Here is a 12,404-nt window from a genome sequence, read left to right as displayed (position 1 = left end):
CAGGCAAGGCCCGTCAGGGTTTGCGGGCGGCAGCCCGGCCGGTCGCCTGACGCTGCCCCTTCGGGCGGCCTGGCGTACGATTGGGATGAGACGGCTTGCCCGTCTTCTCGCCCGTACCGGTACCGCCGCGATCACCTTCGACATAGGGGTTCTTGCCCGCCTTGACGATCAGGCGGATCGGAACACCGGGCAGCTCGAAGGCCTCGCGCAGGCCGTTGACCAGATAGCGCTTATAGCTCTCCGGCAGGTCCGAGGCGCGCGAACACATCATCACGAAGGTCGGCGGACGGCCCTTGGTCTGGGTGATGTAGCGCGGCTTGATGCGGCGACCATTGACGGCGGGCGGCGGATGACGCTCTGTCATCTCGTGCAGCCAGTCATTGAGATCACGCGTCTTGACCTTGGCGTCCCAGTTTTCATGGAGCTTGGCCAGGGTCGGCATGATCGCATCGAGACCCTTTTTCTTCAGCGCGGAAATCGGGATCACCGGAGCGCCCGTCATCTGCGGCAGTAGGCGCTCGAACTCGACACGGATTTCCTTGAGATAGGCTTCGCGATGCGGAACGAGGTCCATTTTCGAGACCACGATCGCGACCGCACGACCTTCCTTGTAAGCCATGTCAGCCAGGTGCAGGTCCTGCTTCTCCAGCGGGTGGCCGGAATCCATCATCAGGAGAACGACTTCGGCGAATTTCACCGCGCGCAGCGTATCCGCTGCGCTCATCCGCTCGAGACGATCGGCGACCTTGCCGCGGCGACGCAGGCCGGCCGTGTCATGCAGACGGACACGACGGCCGTCCCAGACCCAGTCGACCGAAATCGCATCGCGAGTGATACCCGCCTCGGGTCCCGTGATCAGGCGTTCCTCACCGATCAGCGTATTGATCAGGGTCGACTTGCCGGCATTGGGTCGGCCAATCACTGCGATCCGCAACGGCGGGTCGCTGTCATCCTGACGGATACGGCGCGCCGCCTTGGCCATCGGCCCAAGCGCGGTAAACACCGCATCGTAAAGATCGCCGATACCGGCACCATGAGCGGCGGAGAACGCGATCGGCTCCCCCATGCCGAGTTCGAACGCGTCCATCAGGCCGCTCTCGCCAGCCTTGCCTTCGCACTTGTTGGCCAGGAGGATCACCGGCTTGCCAGAGCGGCGAATGACGTCCGCGAAGACGACATCCAGCGGCGTGACACCGGCCCGTGCATCGATCAGCAGCAGGCAGATATCGGCATCGTGGATCGCCATTTCGGTCTGGGTGCGCATCTCTGCATCCAGCCCGTCTTTCTCGCTGTCGTCGTATCCGGCGGTATCAATCAGCAGGAGCGGCAGATCGCCCAATCGCCCACGCGCCTCTCTTCGGTCGCGGGTCACACCCGGCCGGTCATCGACGATGGCCAGGGGCTTCCCGGCCAACCGATTGAAAAGAGTCGATTTTCCCACATTCGGCCGTCCTACGACGGCAATGCGGGGTAAGTGAGCAGTCATGCGTTTGCGCCTAGCGGAGCGCGATCATCCGCGCGTCATCGGTGACGACATATACGGTTTCATTGGCAATAACAGGGGGGACAAACACATCGCCCGGCAAATCACGCTCAGAAACGATGTTGCCCGTATAGGCATCGAGCACCACCATGTCGCCGCGGCTGGAGGCCACGACCAAGCGGCCACCGGCCATGACCGGCCCGGTCCAGGCCAGACGGTTCTTGCGTTCGCGGGCATTCTCGAACAGCGAAAGCTGGGTGATCCAGTAGACCTCGCCATTGAGGCGATTGATGCAGACGATCTCGGCTTCGCTGGTGGTCAGGAAGAGGAAATCGCCGGCCACCCAGGGCGCATGCAGGCCCCCGGCCGGCTGGCTCCAGATGCGCTCGCCGGTCCGCAGGGAGATCGCTGCCAGCAGGCCCGAATGGCTCATCGCATAGACCGTGTTGTCGACGACAACCGGGCTGCCCGCGACATCATTGATCTCGGACATGGCGGTCAGGCCACCCGCACGGGTCAGGCTGTCCTGCCAGATCGGGTTACCATTCTGGACCCGCAGGGCAATCAGTTCACCCGATGCGAACGGCGCGACAACAATATCGCCCAGCACGGCCGGGCTCGGTGTCGTCAGGAGGCGCGCGGATTCAACGATGCCCTGATAGGTCCACTGGACCTGACCAGTGGCGGCATCCAGTGCCAGCAACTCATTGTCATCGCTCGAGACGAAGACGCGCCCATCGGCGACCGTCGGCGAACCGTGGAACGGCACCAGCGTTTCAGAGCGCCAGATTTCGCTGCCGCTCGCCGCGTCAAGAGCGACAAAGAAATTCAGACCGGTATGGACGTAAAGCCGGCCACCGTCGAAGGCGAGACCACCGCCGAACGACATCCGGTCATAATTCCGGGTTGCCTCGATCCGGTGACGCCAGGCGACGGCACTCGTATCGGCGTTCATCGCAACGACTTCACCGCGGGCATCAATCACATAGATGAAGCCACCGGCAATAACAGGACGCGCATTGAGGCGATGATCATTGTCCGAGCCATTGCCAAAGCTCTGGCGCCAGGCAATGTCCAGCGGACCGCTGGCCTGGGTGTGCTGAACCGCATTGGTCGGATAGCCACCGGGCTGTGGCCACACCGTGTTGACGTAGGCGGTCGGCAGATCAACGACATGAACCGCGTCGCCGGAATCGAGGCTGAGGCCCTGCTCGAAATTCAGGATGGAGACGCGACCATCGGTCGGCGCATCGCCATTCAGGCGCTCATTGTCCTCGCCATTACCGCGCCCGGGGATCAGGTCGAGCGGATTGGGAACGGTGGAACAGGCTGCCAGCGGGGCAATCAGGGCCACACCCAGCAGGGTGCGGATACGCTTTACATCAATCATTGCCTGCATCCCCGGCTTCAGTGGTTTCTTCGGTCTCGGTCGCGGCGGTCTCATCGGCACTTGCGTCCGGCAGGCTGGCCTCGGGAGCCACGGCTTCCGGCGCGAGCGCCAGGCGCTGGCCAATGAGCGCAAGCGCCTCCTGGGCCCGGCGCTGGACACCGCTCGGCGCGTCGCTGGCAAAGGCGAGGAACTGATACTGGGTCCGCGCGCGCTCCAGCTCGTCGGCCCGCAGAGCGGCGGCGGCGATCGTTTCGCGCGCGATATGACGATAGGGCGCGTCTCCGTTCACCATGCGGCTGAGACGCAAATCGATATCGGAGAAGGACAGTTCGTCCCAGGAGGCCCAGACCGCGCGGATCTCGGCCATGTCCTTGAGCAGCGGGTCTGTCGCCTGTGCCGCTGCCTGCTCGAAGAAGCCTGCGGCTGCGGCGGTATCACCCTCATCAAGCGCGACATTGCCGCGCTGGATCAGCGCCAGCGAAACATAGCCCGGCGTGCCCTCACCGGCGAGCGTCTCAAGTCCGGCCGCAGCCAGACCGAGCTCACCGGCTTCGTAATTGTTCATCGCGGCAACGAAGGCGTCGGAGGCCGTCTCGCGACTCCCCGTCTGCCAGGCGTCGAAGCCCTGCCATGCAACCGATCCGGCAATGATGGCCAAGGCCGCGCCTAGCGCCCACGGGCCCCATTTACGCAGCAGATCCTGATACTTGTCCCGGCGAAGTTCTTCGTCGACTTCTTCAAAAATATCGACCACGTGGAGGCGGCTCCGTAATTTCAATCAATGTGCGGCCGACCCTAGCGCCACTACCCCCGTGCGGCAACAGAGGTCAGCGGTCGGATCGCTTCATCGTGTAGACTTCGCGCTCGGAGGGAAAGGAGCGATCGCGGACATCACTGGCATATTGCGCCACAGCCGCATCGGTCCGCTCTGCCATATTGTCGTAGCGTTTGACGAATTTCGGGGTCCAGTCGAACACGCCCAGCATATCCTGGGTGACCAGGATCTGGCCGTCGCAAGCCGCCGAGGCACCGATACCGATCGTCGGCACGGCGACCGCCTCGGTGATCTCGCGGGCCAGGTCCTCGGCGACACCCTCGATGACAATGGCGAAGGCCCCGGCATCCGCTGTGGCGACCGCCTCATCGATCACGCGCTGGCGTTCCGCCTCGGTCCGCCCCTTCGCCTTGAAGCCGCCATCGGCCAGGGCCGCCTGGGGACGCAAGCCGATATGGCCAATGACCGGGATGGAGCGCGCCGCCATGAAGCGGATGGTGTCAGCGGCATAGGTCCCGCTCTCGATCTTGATCGCCTGGCAGCCCGTCTCAGCCATCACGCGCGCGGCGTTGGCGAAGGCCTGTTCGGGCGACTGCTCATAGCTGCCGAACGGCATGTCGACGGCGACCAGGGCCGTTTTCGCCCCCCGCATGACGGCCTGCCCGTGCAGGATCATCATGTCCAGCGTGACGCCGATCGTGCTGTCCAGCCCGTGAACGACCATGCCGACACTGTCGCCCACAAGCAGCAGGTCACAATGCGGGTCGAGGATACGCGCCATCGGGGCGTCATAGGCCGTCAGGCAGACCAGCGGTTCACCACCCTTGCGGGCACGAATTTCCGGCGCAGTGATGCGGCGGGTCCGGGTTTGGGCAGACATGGGCAGGGCCTTTGCGTCGACAGGAGGCGGACCCTAGCGCAGCATGCTGCACTGCAAAAGCCTCAGGCGATGCGACGCGGCAGCACCATCGCCACCATGCCGACGGCGACGGCCATTGCAGCCGCGGCCATCACTTCCGGACTGACCAGAAAGCCGACATTGGCCAACAGGCCATCCGTCGGAATGTGGATCTGTCCGAGAATCGATTCCAGCTGGGTGCCGGCGATCGCAGAGCCGGTCGACCCTGCACCCCCAAGGATGAGAATGCGCTTGCGATCCGGATTGGACAATTGCCGAACCACACGATTCGAGAAGGCATCGGCCTCGGTCTCTGTGGCCAGCGGCTCGGCGGCCTCGGCGAAGGCGGCCTTGAGCCGGGCATCGAATGCATCATTCATCGTCATGACGCCATCACCTCCGCGCCTATAAAGAACGCCTGTAACTTGGCCCGCCCGCGATTGACGTGGGACTTGACCGTGCCGAGCGGCATGCCGGTCGCCTCAGCGGCTTCCGAATGCGACATCCCGCAGGAATAACATAACACGACCGCGATCCGCTCTTCATCTTTCAATGTGGCGAGCCCGCGGTCGAGATCAACCACATTGCCCATGTCACGCGGCGCTTCGCTGTCTTCCATCCCGGACTGGTATTTCTCCAGGACCCGGTCCGCCGCCTTGCGCTTGCGCGCCGACATCAGGAATTGCGTGTAGGCGATCGAGCACAGCCAGGACTTGAATGTCCCAGTACCCTTGAAACTGCCGATCTTCTCATAGGCCTTGATAAAGGCATCCTGGGCGAGATCGTCGGCCAGGGCGTGGTTGCGGCACATCCGGTGGAGCATGCCGCGCACCAGGCCCTGATGGCGCCGGACCAGTTCCCCGAAGGCCGCCGGGTTTTTCGTGGCGACCACCAGGGCTGTGAGTTCTTCGTCCGACGCCTTCATCGGTTCGCTCCGACTACGCGTCCGCGTCTTTTTTGCGGCCCATCAGACCAAAGCCAACGAGCACCAGGCCGATAAAGCCCGGGAAGCTGGCAACGGCCGTCATGATCCGGGTGATTTCCCCGTCAGCGTCCATCGAGCCGAGCATCAGGCCCAGGACGACAAAGGCCGCGGCGACCGCAAGCAGCACAAGACCTGATTTGAGGTCCGCATTGTGGTTCTTGTTCGGCATGCCAAGCGCCTGGATCGTGTCCGGCGTCATGGTCTGACCGGCGCGGATCGCTTCTTCGACCACTCTGAGTGTCGCCTTGCGCTTCTGCATCGACGCGTTCACCGAGATCCAGACGATGCCCAGCACCATCAGGAACAAACTAATCGGAACGAGAATGCCCGCTTCCATATCAACCTCCGTTTCGAGCCGCACCATGCGGCCTTTGTCGATAAGATGCATTGTCGATCGGATTTGGATGCAGACATTATCCGATCACAGCGACACCGAAAAAATACATATGATATTTCAATATGATGAGCGCTACAATGAGGCCAAGGACAATGGCCGTCAGGTCCCCGCCCCAGCCCTTGACGATCGGCGGCGGAGTCTCGCGCAGGCAAGCGGCAATGAATGTGGCCAGCGACCAGACGAAGAAACTGCCGAACAGGAGTACGGCGGAGGCTTCGCCGTTGGCCAGCAGATGGGCCCCGGACCAGACCACCACGCCGGCCAGCATCGGATGGCGGACCCAGCGCCGTATATGACCGGGCGCGTAAGCCGACGTGATCAGGATGATCCCCAGCGGAACCGCGAACAGCGCCAGTGTCCGCCCCCACTCGGGAGCAGCCCAGACCTGCGGCGTCGGATGGGCGAGGATCTTGCCCCAGATGATCAGCGCGAAACCGATCAGCGAGACCGCGGTATAGGCCAGCTTGTAGGGCGTCTCGCCCAAGGCTGTCTGGAGCCGATCGCGCAGCCCCGGCACAAGACGCAGGGCGTGCACCCCCAGAAACAGGACCAGTCCGACACTTAGCAGGATCATGAAAGCCTCCCCGACCTTGTGATCGACTATAGACGATTCATGGACCCATGGCTGATGAAAACAGGGCGGCGTCGGCCCTGGCCTCAGAACAGGCGTGGCAGCGCAATCGGACGGGTCAGCCAGGCATGACCTAGAGAGGCGGTGCCGATCCCGACCGCCACAACCGGCAAGACCGTCGCCAGGTCCCGGCCCAGCAATTCGGCAACACCCTGAACCGCCGGTGCCATCAGGGCCAGCCCAATAACGAGAAGAAGGCCGGCACACAGGCGCAGCACCAATTCGATACGCAGGCGACGTCGGGCAATCTTCTCCATCACGCCGACGCGAAAGGCGCGGTCGACCGACGGAGCCGCCTCGGCTACGAAGAAGTCAGCAAGCGGATCAGTCCTGTCCATCACCCACTCCCAGGATTTGCGCGAGGCGCGCTCGGCCCCGCAAGACGTGTGATTTTACAGTCCCCAGCGGCAAGGCCAAGACACTTGCCACATCCCCATGGCTCCAGCCCTCGCCGAGGCAGAGCGAGACAGCGGCCCGCTGCTCCGGCACCAGCTGGGCCAGGGCCTGCTGCAGGGCCAGCGCCCGGTCGGGCTGCGGGTCGGTACTGTCCGGACGCATCGCCTGCCAGTCATGGTCGCGCTGACGGGTACGGGCCATGGTTCGGGCTTGCCCCTTCGCCTTGCGCCAGGCGATCGCGAACAACCAGGATTTTAGACGCTCAGGCTCGCGCAGGCCGCGAAGCTCGGTCCAGCCGGCCAGAAACGTCTCCTGGGCAAGATCGTCAGCGTCGGACTCGTACGGGCAGAGGCGGCGCAGGAAGGCGCGGATCGCCCCCTGATACCGGTCGACGATCCGTGCATAGGCCCTGTCATCGCCCGAACGGGCCGCCGCGACCAGCGCGGCGTCCGTTGGCGGCGCCGGCATCACCGGTCGCGGCGGTTGAACAGGCTGCCGATACCGGAGGCCAGGAAGGCCAGGCTCAACACCCCCAGTATCATGGCCACGAAGTAGAGCGATTGCTGATCCTCTCCGAGCATTCCTGACCAGCCGGCATAGGCAAAGACGGCCGACAAGCCGGCAAACAGGAAGACCAGAAAGACCTGGCCACCACCGCTGCGATGGCCGCGGCCGCCATCATGCTCGTGATCATCATCCTGATCGCCATCGAGACTGGCAATCAGGTCTGCGGGTGGCTCCTTGCCGGAGGCGGCATAGGCCTTGAGCAGATCAATTTTGGCCTGAGTCCGCTTGTAACGCATGAAACTGCCCCAGCCTGCGGCTATGAAGAAGCCCAGCGGGAAGAGCAGCCACCAATAGCCCTGAAAAATCTCGGTCATCGCATCGATCTCCTGTCCAACAATCCCGGATCGGCCCTCATCTCATCAGGCCTTCGCTCCTGTGTCGCCGCCGCGACCCGGTTTGGATGCGCACCGATGCAATTTATTTCACGGGCGATGTCAGACATCAGCCCGGCGTCAAGGGCAGGTAGATATCCGAACGCCATTGCGCGGGAGGGCAAGTTTCCGGGTCATCGATATAGTGGACGCGAAGCGGTCGGTCGGCCAGCTCGCCGGCCCCTTGTTCGATCGCTGCCGCATAGAGGCGATCGATGGAGACATGCAGGCTGTCATAGTCTCCGACATGACGCAGCCGGGCATGGCGGCCTGCCGGGATGGCGATCACCTCCACGCCGTCAACAGCTGGCAGATCACCGACGCTGATCGCACAATCAAAGTGAAGTCCGGCCGGATCGGCAAAGCGCGGATCCTCGTGCCAGATCCCGTAAATGCCTACGAGGGCGTCCATCGGATGCTGGCTGAACACACTGTCGAAAAGGCGCTCATAGACGGTGTTGAGTTCACTATAGGCACCGATATTGCGGATCGCCAACAGGCGCAGCGGCGCGGTGGAGACAATCTCGATCGAAAGCGGCGACGCCGACAGGCCGGCGGGGTCGAGCGCAGCGGGACTCAGCAAGGCGTCAATGAGGCCGGGCTTGCCGGCGCGGATATCGCTTGCCGTGCCGCCGGTCGTTGCGCGCAGGGCGCGGCCATAGGTCTGGCTGGTCGCGTAGCCGGACGTCCCGGCGGCGACCGTTATGGGGATGGTCTTGTCTGCCAGGTCCGGCAGGCTGCGCGCGAGACGCACGCGCCGGACGGTCTCGGCAAGCGTCTCGCCGGTCATCAGGCGGAAGATGCGGTGGAAGTGGTAGGGCGACATGGCCGCCACCGCACACAGGCGTTCAAGCGTCAGATCGCTTTCTTCATCGGCGCACTCGATATGGGCAAGAACGCGGTCTATCCGTTCGGCATGGCGCGCGCGGCTCTCCGGCATCATGGTCTCTCTCCCTCGTTGACAACCATGATGCCGGTCTAGCCCGGACGGCAAGTGCAGGCGGTCCCGCACTTGCTCAATCCGTCCCGTCGCCGGATCAGCGCTGCATCGGATGATGGGTGAAGTCCGGCAGCGGCACGACGATCTCGCGGGTACGCACCGGATCACCGCGCATGAAGTCGGCCATCACCTCGGCGACCTCCGGCGACGTCATGAACAGATTATGTCCGGCATTGCGGACCATGACCTGGGTGACGCCGGTCAGGCCAGCGACAGCCTCGCTCTGACCCTCGGGATAGGTTCGCCCGTCCAGGGTACCGGTCAGCAGGAGAAGCGGCGTGTCGCCGACCGGGCCGCGCCGGAAGTCGGGCCCGAGGTCCAGTCCGGGCAGAGCATTGTCAAGCTGTGGCATGGGGAAGTTGAGATAGCGCCCTATCAGGCCGTCCGGCGCCTGGCTGTCGAACAGGGCGCGCCGCTCGGCGCTGATGCCGGATGCCATGTCCATGGCCGTGGGCATGGCGCGCAGCGAGACCGGCTCGCCGACGCCACCGAAATAGCTCAGCAGCGCGATAACCAGCGACGGATCGCCCTGATCCAGCCGACCATAGAGGTCGAGCAGCATGGCGGCGCTGGACGGATCGGCAATCAGCGCCGATGAAAGCTGCTGCAGGTGGGGACGCTGAAGCAGGAGCGGCTGGCTGCTGCCATCGCTGGATGGAACATCCAGCAAGACCGGCTCGACCTCGAGGCGGGCGTGGACCCGACGCATCAGACCGGCAATGTCGGGATAGAGGGCCTGTGCTTCGGGCTGAGTATTCACCGCCGCCTGCAGGCGGCCGATGTAGGCGTCCGTCCGGGCCGGCAGTTTGACGGTCTGATCCAGTCCCTCGGCGCTGGCAATGATTACCCGGTCGATCTCGTCAGGTCGCTCATTGAGGGCGGCCAGCGCAAGATGACTGCCATAGGAGATGCCCCACAACACCACGCTGTCCGCTCCCAGATGCGTCCGCAGGTCTGACAGGTCGGCGACGCTCTGTCGCGTTGTATAGCCCAACAGATCCACTCCCTCGGCCTGCCAGAAGCCGACACACTCATCCAGGGCCGCCCGATAGCTGGCGGTGACGTCGAGATCGCTTGTCGGCCGGGCTGGATCGGGCACCTGGCTGCTGACGCAGGTCGGCGGTCGCTCAGATGAGCCTGTCCCGCGCTGATCGAAGGCAATGACGTCGCCGTGCTCGCGCATCGCCATGAAGAGCGGGAAGCGGCGTCCCTGCGCCGTACCGGACCCGGACCCGCCCGGCCCGCCGGCAAGATAGATGATTGGCGGCCCGGCCTGTGGGCCGGTCGCGGCAAAGCGGACATAGCTGATGGTGATCATCCGGCTGTCCGGGTCGGCGCGGTTCTCGGGTACCAGGAACTGACCGCGGAAGGCATCGGCGGTCTCACCGTTCTGGGCGGTAAAGATGATGGGCTCTTCTCCGGCGCGCTGTGCGAGGCCGACCCCGCACGGGACCGAGAGAAAAACGCTGCCGGCCAACAGGCCGACACGGGCGATTGAGGTCAGTGTCATGAAACAGGCTCCGCTCTGACGTGCCCCCCGGCACACGCCCAGCAAAGCCGTGACGCGGCCTCTGCGCACCCCGCTTTCGATCAACGGCAGTCACCGACCGTTGAGCGGCGGGACGATTTGCCGACCTGCCGCTAAACTGCCGGACATGACCACTCACCCCGCCCTGCCGGCCCGCCTTTGCTCCGCACTCCTGACCGCCCTGGCCTCACTGGTCCTGCTCGCGCCGGCCATGGCCCAGCCGAGCGTGCATGTCGCCTTCGAGCCGGTTCGCGTCTGCCCGGCCCGTGATGGCGACACGGCGCCGCCGGACTTCGCCGCGGCAGACTGCGAGACCCGCTCGATCCACAACGTCGATCCACAGGGCCGGCATGTGTGGGTACGGATGCGACTGCCCCTTGCCCAGACACCCGGCGGAGAGGCCGGCCCCCTGGGCCTCACCGTCATGGGAAAAATGTCGAGCGAGGTCTTCATCAATGGCAGCCGTATCGGCTCTAACGGCCAACCTGCGGACACCCGCGCCGGCGAGATAGTCGGCCGGATCGATGCCAGCCTGTTCGTGCCGCATACCCTCCTCCGCAGCGGTGACAATACCGTCGATATCCGGATGTCGGCGCAGCATGGTTTTCTTCGGCTGGCCTCGCCCATTCAGGCGATCATGCTGGGGCGCTACGAGAACCCCACACGCCTGATGAGCACCGTCTACTGGCCCAGCCTGATAACCTTCGGCGTCTTTCTGGTCGGCTTCGTCGCCTTTGGTGCCCTGGCCTGGCGCAATGAAGACCGGGAAGCCTCGGCCTGCCTCGCGGCCGCCGCGGCCTTTGCCGGCATCCAGCTCCTCGTCGAATCGGCGCGCGGCCTGGTCGCCTACCCCTACCCCTTTCACGATCTGCGGCTGGTCCTGATTACGGCCTGTGCGGCCGGGTTCAGCGTCAGCCTGCTGTCCGTCCTTCTGCTGCGCTTCACCAGCCTGGATTGGCGTTCGCGGTGCGCCCGCCTGAGCCTCGTCGGCCTTGTCATGGCCATGGTCATTGCGGTGACACCGGGCTTCGATGGCAAGACGGCGGGCGTTCTGCTGGTGGCAATCGTCGCCGGGCTGGGCGCATCCGCCTTCTGGATGGCCAAGCGCAAGCCCGGAGCCAGCTCGGTCTGCGCCCTCATGCTCGCCTGCCTCATTGCCGTGCTCTATTCCGGCTCGCTCTTCCTGAACCGGTGGTATTTCTGGGCCAGTGCCGGCGCGCTCGCCTTTCTGCTTTATCAGCAGGCGCAGTCACTCGTTCGCGAACGCCAGCAGCGGCGGCTTGAAACCCGACGGGCACTCCAGCTGGAAACCGCCCTCGCCCAGGCACGACAGAAATCGGCGCCGGCCCAGATCCAGCTGGTGAGCGCCGGCCGGGTCGATTACGTGTCCACCGACGCGATCGTGCAGCTCAAGGCGGCAGGCGACTATGTCGAGCTGCATTTCGAGGATGGGGCGATCACGCTCTATACCGGCACGCTGGCGGGACTCGAGAGCGAGCTGCCGCCCGCCTTTCTCCGCGTCCATCGCTCCCACATCGTCAACACGCTGTTCGTCTCGGCCCTGGAGCGGGAAGCCAGCGGCACCGGCCGGCTTGTCCTGGGCAACGGAACCGAAGTCCCGGTCAGCCGCCGGATCATGCCGGCCGTCCGCAACGCCCTGGCGGAGACCGGACGCGCTCAGTAGTGCGGGGGTTTCTTGACCTCGGGCGCCGGCGCGGCGGCTTCCAGCTCTTCCAGGCGGGTCAGCATGATGTTGACCCGGCGGGTTAGCCGGTCCAGCGTTTCACGCTGATCGAGGATCACAGCGTTGAGATCCTCCACCGTCTTGTCCTGATGGGCGACATGGATCTCGAGGGCCTCGATCCGGGCCTGCAATGTATCGATCATGAATCTGCCTCCCTGCCTTGCTACCACCTTGGCCTGCGCCGATTAGGCTGGCCGGCAAACTAGCGTAAAACAACGCCTTGTCCTGTCCGGCGTTCA

General features: G+C 64.4%; 15 protein-coding genes. 1 reads left to right on the top strand and 14 read right to left on the bottom strand.

What is annotated here, in order from left to right; genetic code table 11:
• Positions 1-13: 13 nt before the first annotated feature.
• From der to AAA969_RS05650, 13 genes are all read right to left on the bottom strand, one after another.
• Positions 14-1,486 carry a ribosome biogenesis GTPase Der gene (gene der, locus AAA969_RS05710; protein ID WP_338244519.1) on the bottom strand — a complete coding sequence of 491 codons (1,473 nt, stop codon included), beginning with the start codon at positions 1,484-1,486 and terminating at the stop codon, positions 14-16.
• 10 nt (positions 1,487-1,496) lie between these two features.
• The gene (locus tag AAA969_RS05705) at positions 1,497-2,873 is read right to left on the bottom strand and encodes a PQQ-binding-like beta-propeller repeat protein (RefSeq protein ID WP_338244516.1); all 1,377 of its coding nucleotides are present in this window, start codon (positions 2,871-2,873) and stop codon (positions 1,497-1,499) included.
• A complete protein-coding gene (locus tag AAA969_RS05700) occupies positions 2,866-3,627 on the bottom strand; it encodes a tetratricopeptide repeat protein (RefSeq protein WP_338244514.1) in 762 nt (253 codons plus the stop codon). Before AAA969_RS05700 ends, AAA969_RS05705 begins: the two co-directional genes overlap by 8 nt.
• 73 nt (positions 3,628-3,700) lie before the next feature.
• The gene (gene panB, locus AAA969_RS05695) at positions 3,701-4,528 is read right to left on the bottom strand and encodes a 3-methyl-2-oxobutanoate hydroxymethyltransferase (RefSeq protein ID WP_338244512.1); all 828 of its coding nucleotides are present in this window, start codon (positions 4,526-4,528) and stop codon (positions 3,701-3,703) included.
• A gap of 62 nt (positions 4,529-4,590) precedes the next feature.
• Positions 4,591-4,932 carry a hypothetical protein gene (locus AAA969_RS05690; protein ID WP_338244510.1) on the bottom strand — a complete coding sequence of 114 codons (342 nt, stop codon included), beginning with the start codon at positions 4,930-4,932 and terminating at the stop codon, positions 4,591-4,593.
• On the bottom strand, positions 4,929-5,471 hold the full coding sequence (locus AAA969_RS05685; protein ID WP_338244508.1) for an RNA polymerase sigma factor: 543 nt from the start codon (positions 5,469-5,471) through the stop codon (positions 4,929-4,931). Before AAA969_RS05685 ends, AAA969_RS05690 begins: the two co-directional genes overlap by 4 nt.
• A 13-nt stretch (positions 5,472-5,484) precedes the next feature.
• A complete protein-coding gene (locus tag AAA969_RS05680; protein WP_338244506.1) occupies positions 5,485-5,919 on the bottom strand; it encodes a hypothetical protein in 435 nt (144 codons plus the stop codon).
• A gap of 25 nt (positions 5,920-5,944) precedes the next feature.
• Positions 5,945-6,502 carry an NnrU family protein gene (locus tag AAA969_RS05675; protein ID WP_338244504.1) on the bottom strand — a complete coding sequence of 186 codons (558 nt, stop codon included), beginning with the start codon at positions 6,500-6,502 and terminating at the stop codon, positions 5,945-5,947.
• An 83-nt stretch (positions 6,503-6,585) separates the two neighbouring features.
• On the bottom strand, positions 6,586-6,897 hold the full coding sequence (locus AAA969_RS05670; protein WP_338244502.1) for a hypothetical protein: 312 nt from the start codon (positions 6,895-6,897) through the stop codon (positions 6,586-6,588).
• Complete coding sequence (locus AAA969_RS05665) at positions 6,884-7,423, bottom strand: RNA polymerase sigma factor (protein WP_338244500.1); 540 nt, start codon at positions 7,421-7,423, stop codon at positions 6,884-6,886. The genes AAA969_RS05670 and AAA969_RS05665 overlap by 14 nt, the downstream gene beginning before the upstream one ends.
• On the bottom strand, positions 7,423-7,836 hold the full coding sequence (locus tag AAA969_RS05660; protein ID WP_338244498.1) for a hypothetical protein: 414 nt from the start codon (positions 7,834-7,836) through the stop codon (positions 7,423-7,425). The genes AAA969_RS05665 and AAA969_RS05660 overlap by 1 nt, the downstream gene beginning before the upstream one ends.
• Positions 7,837-7,963: 127 nt before the next feature.
• Positions 7,964-8,836, bottom strand: a complete 873-nt coding sequence (locus AAA969_RS05655; protein ID WP_338244496.1) for an AraC family transcriptional regulator — start codon at positions 8,834-8,836, stop codon at positions 7,964-7,966.
• A 94-nt stretch (positions 8,837-8,930) separates the two neighbouring features.
• Entirely contained in the window at positions 8,931-10,403 is a 1,473-nt protein-coding gene (locus AAA969_RS05650; protein WP_338244494.1) for an alpha/beta fold hydrolase, read from the bottom strand.
• Positions 10,404-10,548: 145 nt separating this feature from the next.
• Between AAA969_RS05650 and AAA969_RS05645 the strand changes: the two genes are divergently transcribed.
• A complete protein-coding gene (locus AAA969_RS05645; protein ID WP_338244492.1) occupies positions 10,549-12,105 on the top strand; it encodes a LytTR family DNA-binding domain-containing protein in 1,557 nt (518 codons plus the stop codon).
• On the opposite strand, the gene AAA969_RS05640 is transcribed toward AAA969_RS05645, so the two are convergent.
• Positions 12,099-12,308: a SlyX family protein gene (locus AAA969_RS05640; RefSeq protein ID WP_338244490.1), complete on the bottom strand. Its 210-nt coding sequence runs from the start codon at positions 12,306-12,308 to the stop codon at positions 12,099-12,101. The two genes, AAA969_RS05645 and AAA969_RS05640, sit on opposite strands and share 7 nt — an antisense overlap.
• Positions 12,309-12,404: the final 96 nt, after the last annotated feature.

This window comes from Maricaulis maris (assembly GCF_036322705.1).
GTDB classification, from domain to species: Bacteria; Pseudomonadota; Alphaproteobacteria; order Caulobacterales; family Maricaulaceae; genus Maricaulis; species Maricaulis maris_B.
The sequence above is the reverse complement of the archived record's forward strand: the minus strand, read 5'-3'. Positions and strand labels throughout refer to the sequence as shown.

Excerpts from the sequence above, each read along its gene's own strand:
- AAA969_RS05645 (WP_338244492.1), top strand. The coding sequence starts at position 10,549 with ATGACCACTCACCCCGCCCTGCCGGCCCGCCTTTGCTCCGCACTCCTG.
- AAA969_RS05685 (WP_338244508.1), bottom strand. The coding sequence starts at position 5,471 with ATGAAGGCGTCGGACGAAGAACTCACAGCCCTGGTGGTCGCCACGAAA.
- panB (WP_338244512.1), bottom strand. The coding sequence starts at position 4,528 with ATGTCTGCCCAAACCCGGACCCGCCGCATCACTGCGCCGGAAATTCGT.
- AAA969_RS05680 (WP_338244506.1), bottom strand. The coding sequence starts at position 5,919 with ATGCATCTTATCGACAAAGGCCGCATGGTGCGGCTCGAAACGGAGGTT.
- AAA969_RS05650 (WP_338244494.1), bottom strand. The coding sequence starts at position 10,403 with ATGACACTGACCTCAATCGCCCGTGTCGGCCTGTTGGCCGGCAGCGTT.
- AAA969_RS05665 (WP_338244500.1), bottom strand. The coding sequence starts at position 7,423 with ATGCCGGCGCCGCCAACGGACGCCGCGCTGGTCGCGGCGGCCCGTTCG.
- AAA969_RS05675 (WP_338244504.1), bottom strand. The coding sequence starts at position 6,502 with ATGATCCTGCTAAGTGTCGGACTGGTCCTGTTTCTGGGGGTGCACGCC.
- AAA969_RS05690 (WP_338244510.1), bottom strand. The coding sequence starts at position 4,932 with ATGACGATGAATGATGCATTCGATGCCCGGCTCAAGGCCGCCTTCGCC.
- der (WP_338244519.1), bottom strand. The coding sequence starts at position 1,486 with ATGACTGCTCACTTACCCCGCATTGCCGTCGTAGGACGGCCGAATGTG.
- AAA969_RS05705 (WP_338244516.1), bottom strand. The coding sequence starts at position 2,873 with ATGATTGATGTAAAGCGTATCCGCACCCTGCTGGGTGTGGCCCTGATT.
- AAA969_RS05670 (WP_338244502.1), bottom strand. The coding sequence starts at position 6,897 with ATGGACAGGACTGATCCGCTTGCTGACTTCTTCGTAGCCGAGGCGGCT.
- AAA969_RS05640 (WP_338244490.1), bottom strand. The coding sequence starts at position 12,308 with ATGATCGATACATTGCAGGCCCGGATCGAGGCCCTCGAGATCCATGTC.
- AAA969_RS05660 (WP_338244498.1), bottom strand. The coding sequence starts at position 7,836 with ATGACCGAGATTTTTCAGGGCTATTGGTGGCTGCTCTTCCCGCTGGGC.
- AAA969_RS05655 (WP_338244496.1), bottom strand. The coding sequence starts at position 8,836 with ATGATGCCGGAGAGCCGCGCGCGCCATGCCGAACGGATAGACCGCGTT.